The organism is Brevundimonas sp. TWP2-3-4b1 (assembly GCF_049897665.1).
Lineage (GTDB): Bacteria > Pseudomonadota > Alphaproteobacteria > Caulobacterales > Caulobacteraceae > Brevundimonas > Brevundimonas subvibrioides_B.
This window is the reverse complement of record NZ_JAFCWQ010000001.1, coordinates 303668-326966: the sequence shown is the minus strand read 5'-3', so window position 1 is coordinate 326966 and position 23299 is coordinate 303668. Positions and strand designations below refer to the sequence as shown.

The 23299-nt window shown below is 69.0% G+C and carries 21 protein-coding genes; 16 read left to right on the top strand and 5 right to left on the bottom strand.

All coding sequences use genetic code 11. From position 1 onward, the window contains the following. Position 1: 1 nt before the first annotated feature. Genes ACP7A5_RS01605 through ACP7A5_RS01585 form a run of 5 tightly spaced genes read right to left on the bottom strand, consistent with a single transcriptional unit; the run spans position 2 to position 5362 of the window. On the bottom strand, positions 2–2320 hold the full coding sequence (locus ACP7A5_RS01605; protein WP_426040267.1) for a chemotaxis protein CheA: 2319 nt from the start codon (positions 2318–2320) through the stop codon (positions 2–4). 3 nt (positions 2321–2323) lie between these two features. Beyond that, the gene (locus ACP7A5_RS01600) at positions 2324–2689 is read right to left on the bottom strand and encodes a response regulator (protein WP_303693935.1); all 366 of its coding nucleotides are present in this window, start codon (positions 2687–2689) and stop codon (positions 2324–2326) included. Continuing rightward, positions 2686–2964 carry an STAS domain-containing protein gene (locus ACP7A5_RS01595; protein WP_426040266.1) on the bottom strand — a complete coding sequence of 93 codons (279 nt, stop codon included), beginning with the start codon at positions 2962–2964 and terminating at the stop codon, positions 2686–2688. Before ACP7A5_RS01595 ends, ACP7A5_RS01600 begins: the two co-directional genes overlap by 4 nt. Next, positions 2964–4775 carry a methyl-accepting chemotaxis protein gene (locus ACP7A5_RS01590; RefSeq protein ID WP_426040265.1) on the bottom strand — a complete coding sequence of 604 codons (1812 nt, stop codon included), beginning with the start codon at positions 4773–4775 and terminating at the stop codon, positions 2964–2966. Before ACP7A5_RS01590 ends, ACP7A5_RS01595 begins: the two co-directional genes overlap by 1 nt. Continuing rightward, the gene (locus ACP7A5_RS01585) at positions 4772–5362 is read right to left on the bottom strand and encodes a hypothetical protein (protein ID WP_426040264.1); all 591 of its coding nucleotides are present in this window, start codon (positions 5360–5362) and stop codon (positions 4772–4774) included. The genes ACP7A5_RS01590 and ACP7A5_RS01585 overlap by 4 nt, the downstream gene beginning before the upstream one ends. Before the next feature lie 534 nt (positions 5363–5896). Between ACP7A5_RS01585 and ACP7A5_RS01580 the strand changes: the two genes are divergently transcribed. The 16 genes from ACP7A5_RS01580 to ACP7A5_RS01505 all read left to right on the top strand — a co-directional run bounded on the left by ACP7A5_RS01580 (position 5897) and on the right by ACP7A5_RS01505 (position 23256). Further along, positions 5897–7390, top strand: a complete 1494-nt coding sequence (locus ACP7A5_RS01580) for a PAS domain-containing sensor histidine kinase (RefSeq protein ID WP_426040263.1) — start codon at positions 5897–5899, stop codon at positions 7388–7390. After that, positions 7387–7998, top strand: coding sequence for a response regulator transcription factor (locus ACP7A5_RS01575; RefSeq protein WP_426040262.1), 612 nt, complete (start codon positions 7387–7389; stop codon positions 7996–7998). Before ACP7A5_RS01580 ends, ACP7A5_RS01575 begins: the two co-directional genes overlap by 4 nt. Before the next feature lie 84 nt (positions 7999–8082). Next, positions 8083–8784 (top strand): pyrimidine utilization protein B, encoded by a 702-nt coding sequence (rutB, locus tag ACP7A5_RS01570; RefSeq protein WP_426040261.1) that lies wholly within the window; start codon positions 8083–8085, stop codon positions 8782–8784. Further along, complete coding sequence (rutC, locus tag ACP7A5_RS01565; protein WP_426040260.1) at positions 8785–9177, top strand: pyrimidine utilization protein C; 393 nt, start codon at positions 8785–8787, stop codon at positions 9175–9177. Between the two features lie 50 nt (positions 9178–9227). Continuing rightward, a complete protein-coding gene (locus tag ACP7A5_RS01560) occupies positions 9228–9533 on the top strand; it encodes a DUF3147 family protein (protein WP_426040259.1) in 306 nt (101 codons plus the stop codon). Further along, positions 9521–10330: a pyrimidine utilization protein D gene (rutD, locus tag ACP7A5_RS01555; RefSeq protein WP_426040405.1), complete on the top strand. Its 810-nt coding sequence runs from the start codon at positions 9521–9523 to the stop codon at positions 10328–10330. The genes ACP7A5_RS01560 and rutD overlap by 13 nt, the downstream gene beginning before the upstream one ends. 12 nt (positions 10331–10342) lie before the next feature. Then, entirely contained in the window at positions 10343–11416 is a 1074-nt protein-coding gene (gene rutA, locus ACP7A5_RS01550) for a pyrimidine utilization protein A (RefSeq protein WP_426040404.1), read from the top strand. A gap of 3 nt (positions 11417–11419) precedes the next feature. Next, entirely contained in the window at positions 11420–12253 is an 834-nt protein-coding gene (locus tag ACP7A5_RS01545) for an enoyl-CoA hydratase-related protein (protein WP_426040258.1), read from the top strand. Positions 12254–12436: 183 nt separating this feature from the next. Further along, positions 12437–14074 carry a TldD/PmbA family protein gene (locus tag ACP7A5_RS01540; RefSeq protein ID WP_426040257.1) on the top strand — a complete coding sequence of 546 codons (1638 nt, stop codon included), beginning with the start codon at positions 12437–12439 and terminating at the stop codon, positions 14072–14074. 22 nt (positions 14075–14096) lie between these two features. Further along, the gene (locus tag ACP7A5_RS01535) at positions 14097–15425 is read left to right on the top strand and encodes a TldD/PmbA family protein (RefSeq protein WP_426040256.1); all 1329 of its coding nucleotides are present in this window, start codon (positions 14097–14099) and stop codon (positions 15423–15425) included. Positions 15426–15453: 28 nt separating this feature from the next. After that, positions 15454–16161 (top strand): DUF4159 domain-containing protein, encoded by a 708-nt coding sequence (locus ACP7A5_RS01530; protein WP_426040403.1) that lies wholly within the window; start codon positions 15454–15456, stop codon positions 16159–16161. 31 nt (positions 16162–16192) lie between these two features. Beyond that, positions 16193–17191, top strand: a complete 999-nt coding sequence (locus tag ACP7A5_RS01525) for an AAA family ATPase (protein WP_426040255.1) — start codon at positions 16193–16195, stop codon at positions 17189–17191. An 8-nt stretch (positions 17192–17199) separates the two neighbouring features. Continuing rightward, a complete protein-coding gene (locus ACP7A5_RS01520; RefSeq protein ID WP_426040254.1) occupies positions 17200–18087 on the top strand; it encodes a DUF58 domain-containing protein in 888 nt (295 codons plus the stop codon). Then, the gene (locus ACP7A5_RS01515) at positions 18084–19235 is read left to right on the top strand and encodes a BatA domain-containing protein (RefSeq protein WP_426040253.1); all 1152 of its coding nucleotides are present in this window, start codon (positions 18084–18086) and stop codon (positions 19233–19235) included. Before ACP7A5_RS01520 ends, ACP7A5_RS01515 begins: the two co-directional genes overlap by 4 nt. Next, positions 19232–21397: a DUF4175 family protein gene (locus tag ACP7A5_RS01510; RefSeq protein ID WP_426040252.1), complete on the top strand. Its 2166-nt coding sequence runs from the start codon at positions 19232–19234 to the stop codon at positions 21395–21397. Before ACP7A5_RS01515 ends, ACP7A5_RS01510 begins: the two co-directional genes overlap by 4 nt. Continuing rightward, a complete protein-coding gene (locus tag ACP7A5_RS01505) occupies positions 21394–23256 on the top strand; it encodes a hypothetical protein (protein WP_426040251.1) in 1863 nt (620 codons plus the stop codon). The genes ACP7A5_RS01510 and ACP7A5_RS01505 overlap by 4 nt, the downstream gene beginning before the upstream one ends. Positions 23257–23299 lie beyond the last annotated feature (43 nt).

Here is a 23299-nt window from a genome sequence, read left to right as displayed (position 1 = left end):
ATCAGCTCGCGATTCTCAGTTCGGAACGCGCCGCCTCGTGCCGCACGAACCGGCGGCGCGAACTGGCGACAATGGCGTCGACGTCCAGGATCAGGGCGACGCGGCCGTCGCCCAGGATGGTCGCGGCAGCGACGCCCTCAACCTGCTGGTAGTTGGTCTCAAGGCTCTTGATGACCACCTGGCGCTGGCCCTGGATGGCGTCGAACAGCAGGGCGGCGCGCGTGCCGCCCTCGGTCTCGATGACCACGGCGACGCCGGTGCCGGCCTCGACGGGTACGTCGCGGAAGCCCATGCCCAGGGCCACGTCGATCAGGGGCACGAACTGGTCGCGGAAGCGGATCACCGGGTCGTGGCCGCCGACGTAGTGGATGTCTTCCAGACGCGGGGTCAGGCTCTCGACGATGGCGGTCAGGGGGGCGACCAGGGTCTGGTCGGCGCCGGTGACGACCATGCCGTCCAGCACCGCGAGCGTCAGCGGCAGGCTAAGGGTAAAGGTCGAGCCCTTGCCCGGGGTGGAGGCGATCGTGATGCGGCCCCCCAGCGCCTGGATCGAGCGACGCACCACATCCATGCCCACACCCCGGCCCGAGACGTCGGAGATGACTTCGGCGGTCGAGAAGCCGGGCAGGAAGATCAGGTTGTCGATCTCGTCGTCGGTCAGGACCGCGTCCTCGGCGATCAGGCCGCGGGACACGGCGATTCCTTTCACCCGTTCGCGGTTGATGCCGCGACCGTCGTCGGAGATCTCGATGACGATCCGGCCCGAGCGGTGCAGGGCGGCGAGGCGCACCGTGCCTTCCACCGGCTTGCCGGCGGCGGCGCGATCTTCCGGTCCCTCCAGACCGTGGTCGATGGCGTTGCGCAGCATGTGGGTGATCGGTTCGGCCAGGCGTTCGACCACGGTCTTGTCGACCTCGGTGTCCTCGCCGGCGGTGACGAGGCGGACACGTTTGCCGGTCATCTCGCCGACTTCGCGGACGAGGCGCGGCATGCGCTGGAACACCGACTTCACCGGCTGGGCGCGGATAGCCATAACGCTGTCCTGGATCTCGCGGGTCAGCAGTTCGAGGTCTTCCAGACCGACCGAGATGCCGGACGACCGGGCCAGGCCGCTCTCGATCACGCGCTGGGCCAGCATGGCCTGCTGGATGACCAGTTCGCCAACGACGTTGATCAGGCGATCGACGCGGTCGAGATCGACGCGGATGGTGACGGCGGCGGGCGCAGCGGGCGCGTTGGCGGCACCCGGGGTCGCGGCGTTGGCGACGGTTGCGGCCGGGGCGGGTTCCGGGGTCGGCGCCAGCGCGGCGGCCGGCTGAACGACGGGGGCGACCTGGGCGACCGGGGCCGGCTCGGGCTCGGGCTCGGGCTCGGGCTCGGCGACCACAACGACCTCGGCCTGGGCGCGGGCCAGCAGGGCGGCGATGTCGGAGTCGGGAGCGGGCGCGGGCTCGGCTTCGACGGCTTCTGTTGCCGCAGAAGCCGGACGGATCGACAGGTCGCAGTCGCCTTCGACGAAGTCGAAGACGTTGTGGATCGCGGCCTCTCCGGCGTCGGTCGTCAGCTCGATGGTCCAGGACAGATAGGACTCCTCGGCCTCCAGGGCGTCCAGGTGCGGCACGGCGGAGACGTCCAGATCGACGGTCATCTCGCCGAGATGCGAGAGCTCGCGCAGCAGCAGGCCGGTCTCGTTGGCGTTGACGTACATCCGGCCGTGCGGACGGAAGACGATGCGCCAGGCGTTGGCGGCAGGGGCAGCGGCGGGTGCAGCCGGTTCAGCCGGCGTATCCAGAGCGGCGAAGTTGAAGGCGACGGGGCGGAAGCCGAACTCGTCGGCGCCGTCGTCCACCGGCGCGGCTGCGACCGGGGCGAAGGCGGGTTCGATGTCGGCGCCCCCGGCGATGGCGGCCGGGCCGGCCTCGCCGTGCGTCAGGGCCTCCAGTTCGGCCACCAGACCGGCCGAACGGGCCTCGTCGACTGGCGCGCCCTGACCGCGAGCGGCGGCGATATGGTCGGCCAGCACGTCCGAGGCGCGCAACAGGGTCTTGACCGTGACGTCGTCGCACGGCTTCCGCTCCGAACGGATCTCGTCCAGCAGGGTCTCGAAGACGTGGGCGAACCGCACCAGGGCGTCGAGGCCGAAGGCCCCTGCTCCGCCCTTGACCGAATGGACCGCGCGGAAGACGGCGTTGACCGTCTCCATGTCCGCGCTGCCCTGCTCGATGGCGAGCAGGCCCGTTTCCAGGTCGGCGAGAAGCTCGTCGCACTCCTGGAAGAAGACGACCTTGATCGCCTCGAAGGGATCGACCGCGTCAGTCATGGATCAGGCCGCCACGCGACGGACGGCGTCGATCAGCCTGGCCGGGTCGAACGGCTTGACGATCCAGCCAGTGGCCCCGGCATCGCGGGCGCGCTGCTTCTTCACGGCATCGCTCTCGGTCGTGAGCACCAGCACGGGCGTGGCGCGATGGTTGGGGTCCGCTCGGACGCCCTCGATCACGCCGAAGCCGTCCATGCGGGGCATGTTGATGTCGGTGATGATGACGTCGGCCCCCTCGGCCGCCAGCGTCTCCAGCCCGTCTATGCCGTCGACGGCCTGGATGACGCGGTAGCCCGCCTCGACCAGGGCCATCATCAGCATCTCGCGCATGGTGCGGCTGTCATCGATGGTCAGCACGGTCTTGATCACGAGAGGGCTCCCAGCGGGCGATCGGCCGAGGCCGCCCCGAATGCGTTCCATTGATCGGCGAACTCACGCGACACATCGCCGATCTTCATCACATGACCGTCGGTGGCCCAGGTCTGCTGCGCCGAGATCAGGACCTGGAGGCACAGACCGCCGAGACGCTCGACGCGCGAGGCGTCGATGACGACCGGCTGACCGCGCATCGGCAGCAGGGCCGCTTTCAGCGCGTCGGCCTGGGCCAGGTCGAGCACAGGCGGAAGGGACAGGGAGGCGCTCATCAGAACTCCTCCCAGCCGTCTTCGGACGCGACCGGCTGGGGCTTGCGGGCGGCGCCGCCGGACCCGACGGTGCGCATCTGGGCGACCGGACGATTGGCCGGGCGGGACTGGGGACGGGGCGCGCTACGCGCTGCCGGGGCCTCGGCCACGGCGCCGATCTGGAAGCGCGACACCGAGTTGGCCAGGGTCGCGGCTTCCTGCGACAGCGAGTGGCTGGCGGCGGTGGATTCCTCGACCATCGCAGCATTTTGCTGAGTGACCTGGTCCATCTGGTTGACGGCGGTGTTGACCTGCTGAAGGCCGGTAGCCTGTTCCTGGGCGGAGGCGGCGATCTCGGACACCAGGCCGTCGATCTCCGCGACGCGGCTGACGATGCGTTGCAGCGCCTCGCCCGTCTGGCCGACCAGGGCGACGCCGGCGTTGACCTGGCTGGTCGAGGCCGAGATCAGCACCTTGATCTCCTTGGCCGCCTCCGCCGAGCGCTGGGCCAGGGCCCGGACCTCGGAGGCGACCACCGCGAAGCCGCGGCCGGCGTCTCCGGCGCGCGCGGCCTCGACCCCGGCGTTCAGGGCCAGCAGGTTGGTCTGGAAGGCGATCTCGTCGATCACGCCGATGATCTGGCTGATCTCCTGGGCGGACTTCTCGATCGCGCCCATGGCGCCGACGGCGTCGCGGACGACATTGCCCGAGGTCTCGGCGTCGCCCTTGGCGGCCTGCACCGTATCGGAGGCCTGGCGGGCGCCCGAGGCCGTGCGGTTCACCGTGGCCGTGATCTCGTCCAGGGCGGCGGCGGTCTCCTCCAGCGAGGCGGCCTGTTGTTCCGTGCGGCGCGACAGGTCGTCAGAGGCCTGGGCAATCTCGCTGGCGCCGGAGCGGATGGCCGAGACATTGGTCATCACCACCGACATGGTGTCCTTCAGTGCGACCATGGCGGCGTTGAAGTCGTCCTGCAGTTTCGCATATTCGACCGGCAGGCCGTCGCTGACGCGGTCGGCCCGGGCCTTGGCCTCGACCAGATCGGCGTCGGCCGCGATCTTGGCGATGGCGGCGTCGCGGAAGACCACGACGGCGTCCGCCATCTCGCCCAGCTCGTCGCTCTGTCCGACGGCCGGGACGGTGATGCCGTTGTCGCCGTCGGCGAGACGTCGCATGGCGGCGGTCATGGCCTGCAGAGGGGCGGAGACGCGGTGCAGGACCACACGGGTGGCGAAGGCCAGCAGGCCGACCGCGAACAGGGCGATGACGCCCATCACGATCAGCGAGATCTCGAAGGCGCGGGCGGCGGCGGCGCCGTCCTCACGGGCGACCTGGACCTGGAGATCGACCAGGTGGCCGACATGAGCGCTGATCGGGTCGATGGCCGCGTAGAGTTGGGTGTCGATGAACGCGGACAACCCCGCCGTATCGCCGGAGCGCAGCAGGGCCTCAAGCCGGGCGACCGCGGCGTCGGCGGCCGGCAGGGCGGCGGTCGCCTGATCGACCAGTTCCTGCTCTGCCGGCGTCATCTCGGTGGACCGGTAGGCGTCCCAGTTCTCGGCGATCGTCGATTTGGCGGAGGTGATGGAAGCGAGAGCCTGGGTCGGGGTCACGGAGCCGGCCCGCGCCTTTTGGGCGGTATCGACGATGTTGACGGCGTACATGTCGACAGCGGCCTTGAGCTGCTGCATCGGCACGACGCGATCGGAGATGATCGACTGCATCCGGCGATCCATGATCGACGCAGAGACCCAGCCGCTGACGCCGATCGCCACCATGCCCACGGCAAGGGCTCCTAGGCAGATCAGGAGCCGTGCTTTGATGGTCAGCTTCATACCGAGTCCTCGTTCTTCGAACCACGGAAGATGGATCGTGCGCCGTAGCCATGGCCGTCGGTGTCGTACCAGCGCACGTCGAGGGCCAGATCGTGCGGCAGCTTGCGCTTAACGCCGACGTTCCAGGCCGTGTATTCGGCGGCGCGGTCCCCCGCTGCGGCCGTGGCCTTGGTGTTCTCGTCTCGCGCGATCCCGCCCTGGAATTCGACCCACCAGGCTTCCTTTGTCGAGACGAGTCCGTCCGCCGTGTAGTTGATGTGGAACCGCGTCGAGACCGTGCCGACCTGGCCTGAAAGGTCCGACGGATACCCGGTAATATCGAAGCCGTTGCGGGACAGTTCGATCGAGCCCGAGGCGCTCGCCTCGCCGTTGCTTCTTCCAACACCCTTGGAGACGTACTGGCTGGCCACGCCCAGGGTACCCGTGAGGCGTGGCCCGGCCGGAGCAGGCGCCGCGGTGGGGCCTTCTGCCAGAGCCGCGCCGGCGATCGACAGTGAGAAGACCGTCAGGGCCGCACCCGCGATACGACCCGCAAGCGGGCCCCCGAGCCGGCGTGGCGATCCGCCCCTGTTGATCGTCCCGTGCATCCAGCCAGCTCCAAAGTTGATTATGAAGTATGGTTTCTGGCTAGACCGATCTTGATTATCGTTGGTAAACAGTCGGTTAGGTATAAATACGTAATCGCAAGGCGGCCCGTTTACTCCGGAACAACCGGGCAGGGCGCGACCGGCCTGTCTGTGCGGACACCGGTTACCCGCATGCGGCCGCGAAAGCCGGGCCCCGTCCCTGCCCCAGGCCCGAATGACTGCGGCGCGAGACGGGTTCACCCACGGGGCGCGACGTCTGCCGACTGAGGCCCAGTTCAGCGATCCGCAACTTCCGCGATGGACGAATCAGGGTTCGTGCGGCCAACACTCTGATTATTCACCAAGGAATGAATGCCATGGGCCCGAACCCCCTCCAGCCGGACGTGGAGACCGCGCCGCTCTCGGGCTGTTCCCGGGAGGTTGCGCCGTGGGGTGACGGCGTCTTCGGCCCGCGATGCCGGTCAGGGACACGCCGCCTCGTGACGCGGACGAACTGCCGCAGGCCCCACAGCACCGAATGCGTTTAGCGGGATCATGGCTGAGTTGACCCGCCCCGGCCTCCGACGCGTCGACCGGCTCTGGCCGCGATTGACGGACGTCGTCGCCAAGGTCGTCCGCTGGGCGTCGCGGGGCGCAAACGGCTACATGCTCTCGACCGCTTCGGTCGCCCTCGGCGTTGTCGCCCTCCGCCTCGGGGTCGTGGGCCGGTTTCAGTATCTGCCGCTGATCCCCGCCGTCCTGGCGCCGGCGCTTCTGGGGTCGCGCGGCCCCACCATCCTGGCGATCGGGCTGGCGGTGATGTCCAACATCATTCTGGTTCAGCGCGAGGAATTGGGCGACACGATCGTCTACGCCCTGTCGTTCGCCGCCATCGGGCTGGCCGTCGGCGAGATGGCGACCGCGCGCCGCTCCGGGAAGGCCAGCGCAGCGGCGCTGGCGTCGGAGCTGAAGCGGCGCGACGCGACGCTCCAGGCCATGCTGGCCTCGACGCCTGTGGCGACCCTGGATGCGCAAGGCCTCGTCCTGACCATGAGCCGGCCGGCCTGCGCGCTTTTTCGGACAACCGAGCACGAGGCCGCCGGCCGGACCTTCAAGGATTTCGTGGCGTCCTTTGATGCCTGGGCAGCGGATACAGGCGGCAAGGGTGATTCCCCGCTGCGACGGTATTGGATGGCCCGCCGCTCCGACGGCAATCTTTTCCCGGTGGGAATCAGGGTGGCCTATGTCGATGCCCATACAAGGCCCTCCCGGGTCGTGCTGACCCTGACCGACCTCACCGACCGGCATGCCGCGGAGGCCAGGAATCAAGAGCTCAGCGAACAGCTGAACCAGGTCTGGCCTTTGAATTCCCTCGGCGAAATGGCCGCGATCCTGTCCCACGAGCTGAACCAGCCCCTGAGCGCCGCGGCGATCTACATGCAGGCGGCCCAGACCGATCTGGCGCGGACCCCTTTCATCGACAACGCCAGCCGCACCCTGGACCTGGCCAAGGGACAGGCCCTCCGGGCGGGCGAGGTCATCCGCCACGCCCGCGACCTGCTGAAGGTGGGGTCAAAGGCGCTGAAGCCCGAGCGCATGACGTCGATGCTGTTCGAAATCGGGCCCATGCTGAAGCTGATCGCGCCCGCAGCCGATGCGATGATCAGAATCGATATCTGTGGCGACAACGACCTCGTCATGGCCGATCGCATCCCGTTCCAGCAGGCTGTGATCAATCTTGTCCGAAACGCCGTCGAGGCGGTCAGCGGCCGCGATCGCCGCGAGGTCCATGTCCTCGGCCATGTCGTCTCGGCGACGCACTATGAGATCCGGGTCGAGGACAGCGGCCCCGGCGTGCCCCCCGAGGAGATCGAGCGAATCTTCACGCCGCTGACCACCACCAAGGCCGACGGCATGGGCCTGGGCCTGTCGGTCACACGGACGATCGTCGAGGCCCACCACAGCGCCCTGACCGTCGCGACCAGCCCCCTGGGCGGCGCGGTCTTCGCCTTTCGTCTCCAACGCGCGCAGGAAAGCCGGCAGCCATGATCTTGCCCTCTACCTTCGTGATCGAGGACGATTTCGCGGTCCGCGACGCCCTGGTGACCCTGCTCCGGGCCGAAGGCGTGCCGGCCCGGGGCTTTGCCAGCGGGACCGATTTCTTCGACCGGATGCCAGCCGACGCGGTCGCCTGCGTCGTCACCGATCTTCGCATGCCCGGACTGGACGGCGTCGAGGTCGTGCGCCGCGTCGCCGAAATGAAGGGCAATGCCTGGCCCATCATCGTCATAACCGGCCATGGCGACGTCGCCGCGGCGGTCGAGCTGATGAAGTCGGGCGTCGTCGACTTCATCGAGAAGCCGTTCGATCCCCCACGTCTGCTCGAAGCGGTGCGTGGCTGTCTGGTTCATCTGATGAACGATGGCGGCGCGCGTCAAATCCGGCAGGAGGCCGCCGGACGCATCGCCCAACTGAGCCAGCGCGAAAAGCAGGTGTTCCGCGCCCTGGTCGAGGGCCGGTCCAACAAGGAGATCGCGGCGGAACTGAGTATCAGCCCGCGCACGGTCGAGATCTTCCGCGCCAAGGTCATGACCAAGATGCAGGCGAACAGCCTGTCGGACCTGGTCCGGATGGGACTGGCGTCTCCGCCGGAATAGGGGTCAGGGCGCGCAGCCGATGCGCCACGACATAAGTCGCTCCAGCCGACTTGGCGTCGCCCGCGCATCTGTCATGGTGGAGGGATGGCCACCCTCGCCCTGCCCTGCCGACCCGAGCCGCTGGAGATCGATCCGGCGAAGACCGCGGTCATCGTCATCGACATGCAGAACGCCTACGCCTCGCCCGGCGGCTATCTGGATCTCGCCGGTTTCGACATCTCCGGCGCGGCCAGGGTGATCGAGAACACCAGGGGGGTGCTCGAGGTCGCGCGCCGTGCGGGCGTCCAGGTCATCTTTTTCCAGAACGGCTGGGACCCCGCCTATGTCGAGGCCGGTGGCCCCGGCTCACCCAACTGGCACAAGTCCAATGCGCTGAAGACCATGCGCGCCCGGCCCGAACTGGCGGGGACGCTCCTCGCCCGCGGAACGTGGGACTACGAACTGGTCGACGCGCTCAAGCCGCAGCCGGGCGACATCTGCCTGCACAAGACCCGCTACTCCGGCTTCTTCAACTCCCAGCTCGACAGCGTCCTGCGCTCGCGCGGCATCCGCAATCTCGTCTTCGTCGGCATCGCCACCAACGTCTGCGTGGAGTCCACGCTCCGCGACGGCTTCTTCCTCGAATATTTCGGCATTGTGCTGGAGGACGCCACCCATCAGGCGGGGCCGGAGTTCGTCCAGCAGGCCGCGATCTATAACATCGAGACATTCTTCGGCTGGGTCTCCAGCGTCGCCGACTTCAAGGGCGTCGTCGGTCAGATTCCGCCCAAATCACAGGAGGCCTGAATGCCCAAGACCGTCATTACCCCGCCCGGCGCCGTCACCCCGATCGCCCCCTTCTCGCCCGGCACGCTCGCCGATGGCGTGGTCTATGTCTCGGGCACCCTGGCCTTCGACAAGGACAACAACGTTGCCTGCGTCGGCGACGCCGAGGGTCAGACCCGCATCGTGCTGGAAACCATCAAGTCGGTGATCGAGACCGCCGGCGGGACCATGGACGATGTGACCATGAACCACATCTTCCTCAAGGACTGGTCAGACTACGCCGCCCTGAACAAGATTTATGCGGAGTATTTCCCCGGCGACAAGCCGGCGCGGTTCTGCATCGTCTGCGGCCTCGTCCGCCCCGACTTCCTCGTCGAGATCGCCACCATCGCCCACATCGGCAAACGCGCCTGAGCCCGCTCGCGACCCTGCTGATCAAGGCCGTCGTCTCCGCGATCCTGATCGTGGCGGCGTCCGAGGTCGCGCGGCGCCAGCCGGGCATCGGCGCCCTGATCGCGTCCCTGCCCCTGGTGTCGGTGCTGGGCATGATCTGGCTGTGGTCGGCCAAGCCCGATCCGGAGACCATGGCGCAGCACGCCCAGGCGACCTTCTGGTATGTCCTGCCGTCCCTGCCGATGTTCCTGCTGATCCCGATGCTGCTGAGGCGGGGGATGGCGTTCTGGCCCGCACTCGGGCTCGGCTGCGCCCTGACCATCGGCCTCTATCTGGCGATGACGACCGTCGGTCCGCGCTTTGGATTGAAGCTGTGAACAGCGGAACTGCCGACGGTCTCTATTGGGAAATGCACGACGGCCCGGCGGGCGCGACGTCAGTTTTACTGTCGGCGGGCCTCGGCGGATCGGCCGCCTTCTGGGCCCCGCAGATGGACGCCCTGACCGAGCGCTTCCGCGTCATCCTCTACGACCACCGCGGAACGGGCCGCAGCGACCGCAGCCTGAAACCCGGCCACTCTGTCGCCGCGATGGCCGAGGATATGGTCGCCGTCCTCGACGCCACGGACACGGCCAGGGCCCACATCGTCGGCCATGCGGCGGGCGGCAATGCCGGGCTGCAGCTGGCGCTCGACCATCCCGAACGGCTCGACAAGCTGGTCGTCGTCAACGGCTGGTCGCGGCCGGACCCGCATGTCGCCCGCTGCTTCGCCGCCCGCATTCGCCTGCTCGAGGCCTTTGGGCCCACCGCCTATGTCGAGGCCCAGGCGGTGTTCCTCTATCCGCCCGACTGGATCAGCGAGAACGACGCCCTGGTGAAGACGCAGGAACACCATCACATCCAGACCTTCCCCCGCACCGACGTCATGCTGGCCCGGATCGGCGCCCTGCTGGCCTTCGACATCGACGACCGGCTCGGAGAAATTCCGCACCCGGTTCTGGTCGCCTCCTCGGCCGACGACATGCTGGTTCCGCCGCTTCTGTCGCGGCGTCTGGCCGAGGGTTTGCCCAGCGCGACGCTCGATGTCGTTCCCTGGGGCGGACACGCCTTTACGGCGACGGTTTCCGGTGCGTTCAATGCGCGCTTGGTCGCCTTTCTGAACGGCGACGGCTGAGGGGCGATGATCATGGAAGTCGGCGTCTTCGTACCGATCAATAACAACGGCTGGCTGATCTCCGAGACTGCGCCGCAGTACATGCCCTCGTTCGACATGAACAAGCGCATCGCCCAGCGGGCCGAGCACTACGGCCTCGATTTCCTGCTTTCGATGATCAAGCTGCGGGGGTTCGGCGGCAAGACGGCGTTCTGGGAATACGGTTTGGAGAGCTTCACCCTGATGGCCGGCCTCGCGGCCGTCACCGACAGGATCAAGATCTATGCGACCTGCCCGACCCTGGTCATCCCCCCGGCCTTCGCCGCGCGGATGTGCAACACGATCGACTCGATCAGCCACGGCCGCTTCGGCCTGAACCTGATCACCGGCTGGCAGAAGCCGGAATACTCCCAGATGGGCCTGTGGCCCGGCGAGGAGCATTTCCGTAACCGCTACCAGATGCTCGACGAATACGCCCGCATCCTGCGCGAGCTGTGGGAGACGGGTCGCTCGGACTTCAAGGGCGACTACTACACGATGGACGACTGTCTGGTCCGGCCGACGCCGTCGACGGACATGAAGATCATCTGCGCCGGATCGTCGGACGAGGGCCTGGCCTTCTCGGCCCAGTGGGCGGACTACGCCTTCTGCCTCGGCAAAGGAGTCAACACGCCCAGGGCCTTCGCCTTCAACAACGAGCGTCTGGCCGAAGCCACGGCCAGGACCGGCCGCGACGTGAAGATGTTCGTCCTCGTCATGGTCATCGCCGCCGACACCGACGAAGAAGCCATGGCGAAGTGGAAGCTCTACAACGACGGCGTCGATGTCGACGCGATCAGCTGGCTCAAGGATCAGGGCGCGGCCGACAAGGTCAATGCCACCACCAACGTCCGCCAGCTGGCCGCGCCCGAGGGGGCGGTGAACATCAACATGGGCACCCTGGTCGGCTCCCATGCCTCGGTCGCGCGGATGCTGGACGAGATGTCGGAGGTGCCCGGCACCGGCGGCGTCCTGCTCACCTTCGACGCTTTCGAAAAGGGCATCGAGGACTTCGGCCAGAAGATACAGCCGCTGATGACCTGCCGCGCCAATGTGAAAGCCGCCTGAGCCTTGGCCAATTTCGAGATCACCCGCGACGGCCCGGTCGCCCACCTGCGTCTGACCCGTCCCGAGGCGTCCAATGCGCTCGACATGGATTTCTGGCGTCGCTTCGGGCCGGAGCTCAAGGCGCTGGACGCGACGGGCGAGGTCCGCGCCCTGGTCCTCTCCGGCGAGGGCCGGAACTTCTGCGCCGGCATGGACATCTCGGTCTTCTCGGGCGGCGCGATCCTGAACACCGACAAGTCCAGCGACCGCCAGGCCTTCCACCAGACCGCCCGAGACTTGCAGGAAACCCTGACCACCCTGGAAAAGGTGCGGTTCCCCGTCATCGCCGCCATCCAGGGCGCCTGCGTCGGCGGCGGGCTCGACCTGATCGCCGCCTGCGACATCCGGCTGGCGTCGCAGGATGCGTACTTCCGCATCGAGGAAATCAACATCGGCATGATGGCCGATATCGGCAGCCTGCAACGCCTGCCGAAGCTCATGCCCGAGGGCGTGGTGCGGGAACTGGCCTATACGGGCGCCACCTTGACGGTCGATCGAGCCGAACGGCTGGGCATGATCAACGCCGTCCTGCCCGACGCCGAGGCGGTGGTCACGGCGGCGCTCGACATGGCGAAACGGATCGCGACCAAGGCGCCGCTGGCGATCTCCGGGTCCAAGGCCGCCCTCAACCACGCCCGCGACCACAGCGTAGCCGAGGGGCTGGAATGGATCGCCGTCATGCAGGGCTCGCTGTGGAGCCCGGCCGATGTCATGGCCGCGATTCAGGCGCGCATGGCGCGGACGGAGGGCGAATTCGCCCCGCTCTCGCCGCTGCGGCCGTTTGACCCGGAGGTCTGAAAGCCCGCCAGCACTGGGGTCGGCGTGAAGATTTCGTAATGATCAGCCGGAATGGCTCCGATCATTTGACCTGTGTCATCCGCCTGTCAAAGATGCGGCCCGCGTGACGAGGGGGCTCTGTGCGATGCCCGCTCAACACCGCCTGTGCGCCCCCGCGGCAGGCCATTCGGGTGGAGAGAAGCCTTGGATAGACGTTCATTCCTCGCCGCTTGCGGCATCGGCGCGGGGGGGCTTCTGCTGCCCGGGTTCGCCGGACGCGCCATCGCGGAATCCCAGCTGGTCGAGACCATCGACATCGCGGTCAAGAAACGCCTGGCCGACGCCGGCCTGAGCGCCGCCTCGGCTGCCGGAGCCAGCTACTGCGATGTTCGCGTCGGCCGCTACCTGCGCCAGTTCGTGATCACCCGCGAAGCCAACGTCCAGAACATCGTCAACACCGAGTCCATCGGCACGGGCGTTCGGGTCATCGCTGACGGGGCCTGGGGCTTCGCCGCCACCAACGACATGACGGCCGAAGCCGTGGCAGAGGCGGCGCGCCTCGCCACCGCCATCGCCAAGGCCAACGCCCGGAACCAGACCCAGCCGGTCCAGCTGGCCCCCACGCCCGGCGTCGGCGAGGTCAGCTGGAAGACCCCAATCCGCCGCAACGCGATGGAAGTGCCGATCGCCGAGAAGGTTGAACTGCTGCTGGGCGTCAACGCCGCGGCGATGGCGGCGGGCGCCAACTTCGTCAACTCGCAGCTGTTCCTGGTCAACGAGCAGAAGTATTTCGCCAGTTCTGACGGCTCCTACATCGACCAGGACGTGCACCGCATCTGGGCCCCGATGTCGGTCACGGTCATCGACCAGACGAGCGGCAAGTTCCGCTCGCGTCAGGGGCTGTCGGCCCCGATGGGCCTCGGCTACGAATATCTGGAAGGCCGCGCCGAGGACAAGCTGGAGTCAGCCAACGGCGCCGTAATCAGCTACGGCATGTCCTACGACATGCGCGAGGATGCAGTCGCCGCCGCCCGTCAGGCGCGCGAGAAGCTGACCGCCAAGTCGGTGGAGCCGGGCCAGTACGACCTGGTCCTGGACCCCGATCACCTCGGCCTGACCATCCACGAGTCCGTCGGTCACCCGCTCGAGCTCGACCGGGTGCTGGGCTACGAGGCCAACTACGCCGGCACCAGCTTCGCCACGCTCGACAAGCGCGAGAGCCGCTTCCAGTACGGGTCGGAGATCGTCAACCTGTTCGCCGACAAGACCCAGCCCGGCAGCCTGGGCGCGGTCGAGTACGACGACGAGGGCGTCAAGACCAAGTCGTGGGATCTGATCAAGGACGGCAAGCTGGTCGACTACCAGGCGACCCGCGATCAGGTTCACATCCTGGGCAAAAACGCTTCGGACGGCTGCTCCTACGCCGACAGCTGGTCGACGGTTCAGTTCCAGCGCATGGCCAATGTTTCGCTGAAGCCCGGCACGCAGCCGATGACCCGCAACGACATGATCTCGAACGTCGAAAACGGCATCTACATCCTCGGCCGCGGGTCGTTCTCGATCGATCAGCAGCGCTACAACGCCCAGTTCGGCGGCACCCTCTTCTACGAGATCAAGAACGGCGAGATCACCCAGCCGCTCGAGGACGTCGCCTATCAGATGCGCACGCCCGAGTTCTGGAACGCCTGCTCGGCCATCTGTGACGAGAGCGACTACCGCATGTTCGGTTCGTTCTTCGACGGCAAGGGCCAGCCCAGCCAGGTGTCGGCGGTGAGCCACGGCTCCTCCTCCACCCGCTTCGACAAGATCAATGTCATCAACACCGCGCGTTCGCTCGGTTGATCGGACCCAAGGGAAAAATCACATGAGCATCATGACGGAAGCCGAGGCCAAGACGATCCTCGACAAGGTGATCGCACTGTCGACCGCCGACGAATGCACCGCGCAGCTGGACGGGACGATCGACGGAAACATCCGCTTCGCCCTGAACAACGTCTCGACCAGCGGCGTCATCTCCAACATCGACCTCAGCGTCCAGGTCGCGTTCGGCAAGCGCGTGGGCACCGCGACGATCAACGAGTTCTCGGACGCGGCCCTCGCCCGCGTCGTCAAGCGCGCCGAGGACCTGGCCAAACTGGCCCCGGAGAACCCGGAGTTCATGCCGGCGGTCGGTCCCCAGACCTATCGCGCCACGAACACCTTCAGCGCGGCGACGGCGGCCATCACGCCGGAGAACCGCGCCGAAATCGCCCGCGCCTCGATCGCCCCCTGCAAGGCGCAAAATCTGATCGCCGCCGGGTTCCTGAACGACAACCAGAGCTTCACCGCCTTCGCCAACTCGAACGGCGCCTTCGGTTATCAGCGCTCCACCGAGATGGACTACACCTGCACGGTGCGGACCGAGGACGGCACGGGATCGGGCTGGGTCGCCCGTAACCTTCAGGACGCCAGCACCTTCAACGTCGATACCGACATCCAGATCGCGATGCGCAAGGCCAGCGCCTCGCGCGACGCCCAGGCGCTCGAACCCGGCAAATACACGGTGATCCTGGAGCCGGCCGCGGCCGCGGGCCTGATCTCCTTCATGTTCAACTTCTTCGACGCCCGTTCGGCGGACGAGGGCCGCAGCTTCCTGTCCAAGGCAGGCGGCGGCAACAAGATCGGCGAACAGGTCTTCGACCCGCGCGTCAACGTCTACTCGGATCCCGGCCACGCCGAGACCCCGGCCCTGCCCTGGGACGGCGATGGCCTGCCCCGCGAGCGCGTCAACATCGTCGAGAACGGCGTCGTCCGGAGCCTGGGCTATTCGCGCTACTGGGCCGACAAACAGGGCAAGCCGCAGATGGCCCAGCCGGGCAACATCATCATGGAGGGGGGCTCCAAGTCGACGTCCGACCTGGTGCGCGAAACCGAGCGCGGCATCCTGGTGACCCGCACCTGGTACATCCGCATGGTGGACCCGCAGACGGTGCTGCTGACCGGCCTGACCCGCGACGGCACCTTCTACATCGAGAACGGCGAGCTGAAGTATCCGCTGAAGAATTTCCGCTTCAACGAGTCCCCCGTGATCATGCTGAACAACATCGACGAACTGGGCCGTTCGGTCCGCGTCGGCGATGACGGTCCGACCATGATGATCCCGCCGATGCGCGTGCGCGACTTCACCTTCACCTCCCTGTCCGACGCCGTCTGACCGGAGAGGGTGCGTGTCGCGTTCGAGTATGACACGCGCGGATGCCTTGCGACTGCTGACCGGCGGCGCGCTGGGGGCCCTGCTTGCAGGCTTCCCGCGCGCCGCCGACGCGCAGGCCACCTATGATTTCTGGTTCACCCGGTTGCGCTATGATTCCGGCGACTGGGACGTGGACCAGCGGATGCCGGCCAACATCCTGACCTCCCTGGTCGACTACACCAACCTGCGCGTCGATCCCGAAGAGCGGGTCGTGGCCCTGGCCGATCCGGCCATGCTGACCGCCCCGTTCTGCTACCTCGCCGGCCACAAGCTGGTCGAGTTCAACGCCGCCGAGGCGCGCAATTTCGAACGCTATGTGAGGAACGGCGGCTTCGTCTTCGTCGACGACTGCAACCACGACATCGACGGCCTGTTCGCCACGACGTTCGAGCGCCAGATGGCCTCGATCTTTGGCGCAGAGGGCCTGAAGAACCTGCCCAACGACCATGGCCTCTACTCGAGCTTCTTCGAGTTCGAGAACGGGCCGCCGGCGACCAGTTTCGAACTGAACGGCTGGGGCGACGACCTCATTCACGACTACCTCAAGGGCATCGAGATCGATGGCCGGCTGGGCGTGCTCTACTCCAACAAGGACTATGGCTGCGAGTGGGACTACGACTGGCGCAACAAGCGCTTCCTGGCCGAGGACAATACGAAGTTCGCGGTCAACATCATCCTCTACGCCCTGACGGCCTGACCTTCCGCCTCTCCTCCTCCCCGGAGCCTCTATGACCACGCCCACCCAAACCGAGATCGACGCCCGGCTGGCCCAGCTCGGCAAGCTGAAGGCCGCGATCGGCCAGGCCATCGTCGGCCAGAACGAGGTCGTCGAACAGCTGCTGATCGGACTACTGGCCGGCGGCCACTGCCTGATCGAGGGTGTGCCCGGCCTCGGCAAGACCCTGCTGGTCCGCACCCTCGGCCAGGCCCTGCATCTGGAGTTTCGGCGCGTCCAGTTCACCCCCGACCTGATGCCCTCGGACATCCTCGGCACCGAGGTGCTGGAGGAGGATCACGGCACGGGTCACCGCAGCTTCCGCTTCCAGCCCGGCCCGGTCTTCACCAACCTGTTCCTCGCCGACGAGCTGAACCGCACCCCGCCCAAGACCCAGGCCGCCCTGCTGGAGGCGATGCAGGAGCATACGGTCAGCTATGCCGGCGTGACCCACAAGCTGAACGAACCCTTCTTCGTCCTGGCGACCCAGAATCCGCTGGAACAGGCCGGCACCTATCCCCTGCCCGAGGCGCAGCTTGACCGCTTCCTGCTGAACATCCGCGTCGGCTATCCGACGGCGGAAGAGGAGCGCGCCATCCTGGTCCAGACGACCGGCTCCGGCGGCGGTGCGGTGCCCCAGGTCATGGTCGGCGAGGATATCGTCGCCCTGCAGAAATGGGTGCGCGAGGTCTATGTCGGCGAGGCCCTCCTGACGTGGATCACCGCCCTGGTCCGCGCCACCCGGCCGTCTGCGGACTCGCCGAAAGCCATTCAGGACTATGTGCGCTGGGGCGCCGGTCCGCGCGCCGGTCAGGCGCTGGTCCTCGCCGCCAAGGCGCGCGCCCTGCTGCATGGCCGTCTGGCCGCAACGCGCGAGGACGTCGTCGCCCTGGCCGCACCGGTCCTGCGTCACCGCATCCTCCTGTCCTTCGCCGCCGAGGCGGAGCGCAAGACGGCCGACGACGTCGTCGCCGCCCTTCTGGCCGCCCTGCCCGCACCCGCGCCCGACTGATCCACGGCATGTCCCCGCTCGACCTGCCCCCGGAGTTGCGCAGCCGCCTTCGTCGTCTGTCCATCGTCCCGCGTCGCGCGGCGGTGCTGGCGAGCGCGGGCATGCACGACAGCCGCAACAAGGGCGGCGGGCTCGAGTTCGCCCAGTACCGGGCCTATGAGCGCGGCGACGATCTGCGGGCCATCGACTGGAAACTCTACGCCCGCTCGGACAGGTTCTTCGTCCGAGACGCCGAGCGAGAGAGCCCCGTCGCCATCTGGATCGTCATCGACGCCAGCGCTTCCATGGCCCAGGCCGATCTCGCCCGCCCGGACTGGTCCCGCTTCGACGCCGCGCGCCGCCTCACGGCCAGCCTGATCGAGATCGCCCTGTATCAAGGCGACCGCTTCGGCGTGGTGGTCGAACGCGCCGAGGGGCCGATGGTCCTGACGCCGCACGCCGACGGCCGCCATCGCGACAGGGTGCTGCTGGCGCTGGCCCCGCTGAAGGCTGCGGGCGCGGCGCACTGGTCGCGCGACGTCGGTGTCTTCGGCGAACAGATCGGCGCGCGCGACCTGATCGTCATCCTGACCGACGGCTTTGACGAAGGCTGTATCGGGACTGCCGAACGGTTAGCCGCTTCTGGCCGCGATATCTGCCTCGTCCAGATCCTGACCAGCGACGAGCGCGATTTCCCCTTCGACCGGGGCTATCGCTTCCATGACCCGGAGACGGGAGCCGAACTGATCGGTGACGGCCGCTCGCTCCGCGCCGACTTCCTCGCCCGCTTCGCCGCCGCCCGCGCCGCGCTGGCCGCCCGGCTCGACGCGCGCGGCATCCGCCACGTCGAGCATTTCATCGACGAGAGCGCGGACATTCCGATCCGCACCCTGTTCCGTCCGACCGGCCGCCAATGAACCCGGCGCTGCTCCTCCCCGCAGGCCTCGCCGCCCTGCTCGCCCTGGCGATCCCGATCGTCATCCATATCGCGCGCCGCACCGAGAGCCGGACGATCGACTTCGCCGCCCTGCGCTGGCTCGATCCCCAGCCGAAGCCGCGTCGCAGCCTGACCATCGACGAGCGGTTGCTGCTGGCCGCCCGCCTCCTGCTGCTGGCCCTGATGGCCCTCTGGCTGGCCGCGCCGGTAGTGTGGAACGCCGCCGACGATCGCCCCGTCGTGGCCATCGCGCCGGGCGCCGACGCCGCGACCATCGCCGCCGCCACGGAAGAGGGCGACCGCGTCGTCTGGCTGGCGCCCGGCTTCCCCGAGCACGGCGCCCTGACTCCCGCAGCGCCCGGGGATGTCGCCAGCCTGATCCGCCAGCTCGACGCCGAACTGCCGCCCGGCGCCCCGGTCAAACTGGTCGTCCCCGGTACGCTCGACGGCGTCGACGCCGAGCGCCCGAAGCTGTCCCGCCGCGTCGGATGGACCGTCGGCGCCGAAGCGCCCGCGGCCCAGGTCGGCTCGCCCGCGCCGCCGTCCCTGACCGTCCGCTTCGCCCCGGAGGCCGGGGAGGCTGTCCGCTATTTCCGCGCCGCCGCCACGGCCTGGATCGCCGCCGACGTCGCGCCGACGTTCAACGCCGAACCGGTCGATCGCGCCGTCCCGAACAGCGCCCGTCATCTGATCTGGCTGGCGTCCGGCCCTGTCCCCGTTCCGGTCGAGCGCTGGGTCCGCAATGGCGGCGTGATCCTGACCGCGCTCGAGGCCCGCATCCCCGTCGAGGGCGAGACCGTTCCCGTGTGGCGCGGCACGGCCGGAGAGCCGCTGGCTGTCGCAGGCCGTCTGGGCCGGGGCCGCGTCATCCGCCTGACCCGCGCCCTGGAGCCCGCCGCCATCCCGCAGCTGGTCGAGCCGGACTTCCCCGACGCCCTTCTGGCCATGCTCGATCCGCGTCCGGCGCCCGGCCGCGTCGCCGCCGTCGATCATGCCCCCCTGACCGGCGCCGCCCCCTATGACCAGCCGCCGCTCGACCTGCGTCCGTGGCTGGCGCTGCTGATCGCCGTCGCCTTCGCCGGCGAGCGCTGGCTGGCCATGCGGCGCCAGAGGGCGGTCGCGCCATGACCGCCGTCCCTGTCCTGCTGAACCACCAGAGCGCCGCCCGCGCACGCGCCGGTCTCGACACAGTCGCCCTCGGCCTGCCCGGCGTTCTCGTTCTCGCCGCGCTGGGCTGGCGGCTGTTCGGAGTGACGGGCGCGGTCATCGCCGCCCTGCCCGGTCTGATCGCCCTCGCCGCCGTCGCCATCTGGCGCTCTCGCCGGTTCGACCTGCGCTGGCTGATCGGCGAGCTCGACGCCCGTATTCCCCGCTTCGAGGACAGCACCGCCCTGCTGTTCAGGGACCGCGCCGCCGTCGCCGGCCTCGCCGCCCTGCAACGCGACCGCCTCGAAAGCCGCGTCCACGAGGCCGCCGCCGTCGATCTCCGACCCGGCTGGTCCCAGCGGCCGATCCTGATCGCCTGGGGCGCCGCCGTCGTATTGATCGCCGCCGTCCTGCTCTGGCCCGCCGCCGACACCGCCGAGACGAAATCCGGCGCCCCCGGCCGTGCCGGCACAACCGGCTCCGCGCCCGTCCTGACCGGCGCCCGCCTGCGCATCACTCCGCCCGCCTACACCGGCCTGCCCGTCCGCGAGCAGACCGCGCTGGACGCCCGCGTGCCCGAGGGCTCGCGCGTCGAATGGCTGATCGACTTCGCGCCCCAGCCGTCCACTGTCGGTCTGGAGTTCCCGGAAAGCACCCCGGTCTCCCTGATCCGGGACGGCCGGCGCTGGACCGGGACCCGCATCGTCGACCGGCCCCTGCTCTACCGGATCGAGGCGACGGGTCTGGCCCGGCAGCGTCTGAATCGGCTCGACGCCGTCGCCGACGCCGCACCTGTCGTCCGCCTGGTCGAACCCGAAAGCCAGCTGGTCCAGCTCACCCCCGGCCAGACGACCTGGACGCCCGTCTTCGAGGCCAGCGACGACTACGGCGTCATCGAGACAGCGATCCTGCGCATCACTGTCACCAGGGGCGACGGCGAGAACATCACCTTCGAACAGCGCTCCATGCCGCTGCGTGGACAGGGCGCGGCGAAACAGCTGCGTTTCTCCACGACGCTCGATCTCGCCCGGGAGGGCATGGCGGCGGGCAGCGACCTGATCGTCCAGCTCGTCGTCAGCGATAACCGCGCGCCTGAACGCCAGCAGGTCGAGGGTCCCAGCGTGATCCTGAGATGGCCCGCCAACCTCGCCATGGCCGACGGGCTGGACGGCATGGCCATGCGCATCATGCCCGCCTATTTCGCCAGCCAGCGCCAGATCATCATCAACGCCGAGGCCCTGATCGCCGAGCGTCGTCGTCTGGAGCCTCGCGCCCTTCTGGACCGCTCCAACGTCATCGGCGAGGAACAGGCCGCGCTGCGTCTGCGCTACGGACAGTTCATGGGCGAGGAGGCGGAGGGCGGTGGAGGCAGCGGCATCATCCTGCCCACCAGCGACGCCCCGCCTGCCCGCCCGCCCCTGCCGACCAGCGACGCGCCCGCGCCCGCCCAGGCGCCCGCGCATGACGAGCATGACGATCACGACGACCATGGCGGTGAGGCCGCCGGCGGTGCCATGGGTTCCGAAGTCGATGTGCTGCACGAGTTCGGCCATGCCCACGACACCGGTGAGGCCGCGACCCTGTTCGCGCCTCAAACCCGATCCGCCCTCGCCCGCGCGCTGGACGCCATGTGGAGCTCGGAGCGGGAGCTGCGTCAGGGGCGGCCGGAACAGGCCCTGCCCTTCGCCAACGAAGCGCTGGAACTGCTGAAAGAGGCCCAGCGCGCGACACGCATCTTCCTCCCCAGACTCGGCAACGACCTGCCGCCCGTCGACTTCGCCCGCCGTCTGACCGGCAAGCGCGAGGACATCGTGGCCGAGACTGCCGAACGTCCCGAACGCAGTCCTGCAGACGCCGTCGCCGCCGACGCCTGGCGCGCGCTGGAGGAACGGCCCGGTTCGACCTCGGCGGCGCTGGCGCTCGGCGCCCTGGACCGCTGGGCGCGCGAGAATGGAGGCCGCCTCGCCGATCCACTGGCCCTGCGCGCCGCTATCGACACGGTCCGCAACGAGCCCGCCTGCCTCGACTGCCGTCGCCGCCTGCGCGCCCTGCTGTGGACCGCCCTGCAACGTCCGGCGCCGTCGCCCGGCCGCCGCGAGGCCCCCGACGCGCGCGGCCAACGCTATCTGGACGCCCTGCGATGAACGTCTCCAGCCCGGCTCTCTGGACGGCCCTGGTCATCGTCGCAGGGGTTGTCCTCGGCGTCATCCGTCTGCTCCGGTGGCAAGGATCCGCGGCTCCGAGGGCCCAGGCCCCGCGCTGGCGTCTGGCCGCGCTGATCGGCCTTCAGGTCGTCGCCGGCGCCCTCGTCTGGCTGACGCTGAACCCGCCCCCGTCCGTCATCCGCACCGGGACCCTGATCGTCGCCACGGGCGGTTCGCCCGCGACCATCCCGACCGCGCCCGGAGACATCCTGGTGGCCCTGCCCGCGGCCGGCCCCGTCACAGGCGCGATCCACGTCCCCGACCTCGCGACAGCGCTGCGACGCTACCCCACGCCGGTCCATATCCGGGTCCTGGGGCAAGGACTCACGCCGCGAGACCAGTCTCCCCTGCCTGTGCCGGTCGAGTTCTCCGCCCCGCCCCCTCCGCGCGGCCTGATCGACATCGCCCTGCCCGAGGTGACGGCGCCCGGCGCGACCTTCGTCGTCGGCGGACAGGTTGGAACGATGCCTGCGGGAACCGTCGAACTGGTCGATCCCGCCGACGTCGTCGTCGATCGCGCCCGCATCGCGCCCGGCGAGCGTTTCGCCCTGATGGCCGCCGCCCGCGCGCCCGGCCTCGCCCTGTTCGACCTCAGGCTCCGCGACCCAGCCGGCGCCGTCGTCGAGCGGATCGCCATCCCGGTCGAGACCATGGCGACGACGCCGCCGCGCGTCCTCGTCCTCGCCGGAGCGCCCACGGCCGAGACCAAATATCTGAAGCGCTGGGCCGAGGATTCCGGCGTCGAACTGACGCTCGACATCGACATCGGCGCGGGCGTCCGGCTCGGCGACGCACCCGTGCCGCTCAACGCCACGACCCTGAACGAACTGGATCTCGTGATCCTCGACGACCGCCGCTGGGAGAGTCTCGGCGGCGGCCAGCGTGCGGCCCTGACAGCGGCGGTGAACGGCGGCATGGGCCTTCTGTTCCGCCCGACCGGCCCGCTGTCGGCCGCGACCCGGCGCGACTGGGCCGGTCTCGGGGTCACCCTGACCGGCGGCGACGAAGCCGTTCCGCTGCGCCTCGACCTCCCTGCCGAAGAGGCCGCGCCCGGGGCCGAGGCCGAGCCGGCCGAAGAGACCGAGGCCCCGCCTGAACTGGCCCGTCGCGACCTGACCGACGAGGGCTCCGGCGCCGTGACCCTGTTGCGGGACGCCGACGGCGTCGCCCTGGCCAGCTGGCGCACGCGCGGCCGCGGCCGGGTCGGCGTCTGGACCGTGACCGACAGCTACGCCCTGGTGCTCACCGGCCGCCCGGATCGCTACGGCGAGATGTGGAGCGCCCTCTTCTCGGAGATCGGCCGCGCCGGAGACGACAGCCGCGCCGAGGTCGACGGCATCGCCCGCGTCGGCGCCCGAATTGCCGTGTGCCGCCTCGTCGGCCAGGCCAATGTCCTGGGTCAGGACGGCCGCGCCCACGGCCTGCGCGTTGATCCGGCCGTCGGCGACCGCGCCTGCGCCGCCTACTGGCCCGAACAACCGGGCTGGCACGTCATCCGCGACGGCGAGAACCGCCAGACGGCCTTCTATGTGCAGCCCGCGGACGCCGCGCCGTCGCTGGTCATGGCCGCGAACCGTTTAGCCACGCTGGCGCTCGCGGGGACGGCCCCGACCCGGGCGGCGCCGGCCTCGACCTCCGACGCGCCCGGCTCGCTCTGGCCATGGTTTGCCGGGCTGCTGGTGGTGCTGTCAGGGCTTTGGTGGTTCGAGCGGAACCGGGACGTCGGCGGATGGGTCGCGGCCCTGCGAACGCGCGTCGGCCGTCGCCAGAGCGGGTCCGCCACGCGACTCCGGAAATAGACTCGACAGAGTCGACAGAGTCGCGCCGCTTCGACGGGGTGAT

Bases quoted from the DNA above. Each gene is read 5' to 3' on its own strand.
- rutB (WP_426040261.1), top strand. From the start codon at position 8,083: ATGGCCACCCTCGCCCTGCCCTGCCGACCCGAGCCGCTGGAGATCGAT.
- ACP7A5_RS01575 (WP_426040262.1), top strand. From the start codon at position 7,387: ATGATCTTGCCCTCTACCTTCGTGATCGAGGACGATTTCGCGGTCCGC.
- ACP7A5_RS01535 (WP_426040256.1), top strand. From the start codon at position 14,097: ATGAGCATCATGACGGAAGCCGAGGCCAAGACGATCCTCGACAAGGTG.
- ACP7A5_RS01520 (WP_426040254.1), top strand. From the start codon at position 17,200: ATGTCCCCGCTCGACCTGCCCCCGGAGTTGCGCAGCCGCCTTCGTCGT.
- ACP7A5_RS01605 (WP_426040267.1), bottom strand. From the start codon at position 2,320: ATGACTGACGCGGTCGATCCCTTCGAGGCGATCAAGGTCGTCTTCTTC.
- ACP7A5_RS01515 (WP_426040253.1), top strand. From the start codon at position 18,084: ATGAACCCGGCGCTGCTCCTCCCCGCAGGCCTCGCCGCCCTGCTCGCC.
- rutC (WP_426040260.1), top strand. From the start codon at position 8,785: ATGCCCAAGACCGTCATTACCCCGCCCGGCGCCGTCACCCCGATCGCC.
- rutA (WP_426040404.1), top strand. From the start codon at position 10,343: ATGGAAGTCGGCGTCTTCGTACCGATCAATAACAACGGCTGGCTGATC.
- ACP7A5_RS01595 (WP_426040266.1), bottom strand. From the start codon at position 2,964: ATGAGCGCCTCCCTGTCCCTTCCGCCTGTGCTCGACCTGGCCCAGGCC.
- ACP7A5_RS01530 (WP_426040403.1), top strand. From the start codon at position 15,454: ATGACACGCGCGGATGCCTTGCGACTGCTGACCGGCGGCGCGCTGGGG.
- ACP7A5_RS01585 (WP_426040264.1), bottom strand. From the start codon at position 5,362: ATGCACGGGACGATCAACAGGGGCGGATCGCCACGCCGGCTCGGGGGC.
- ACP7A5_RS01590 (WP_426040265.1), bottom strand. From the start codon at position 4,775: ATGAAGCTGACCATCAAAGCACGGCTCCTGATCTGCCTAGGAGCCCTT.
- ACP7A5_RS01505 (WP_426040251.1), top strand. From the start codon at position 21,394: ATGAACGTCTCCAGCCCGGCTCTCTGGACGGCCCTGGTCATCGTCGCA.
- ACP7A5_RS01580 (WP_426040263.1), top strand. From the start codon at position 5,897: ATGGCTGAGTTGACCCGCCCCGGCCTCCGACGCGTCGACCGGCTCTGG.
- ACP7A5_RS01510 (WP_426040252.1), top strand. From the start codon at position 19,232: ATGACCGCCGTCCCTGTCCTGCTGAACCACCAGAGCGCCGCCCGCGCA.
- ACP7A5_RS01525 (WP_426040255.1), top strand. From the start codon at position 16,193: ATGACCACGCCCACCCAAACCGAGATCGACGCCCGGCTGGCCCAGCTC.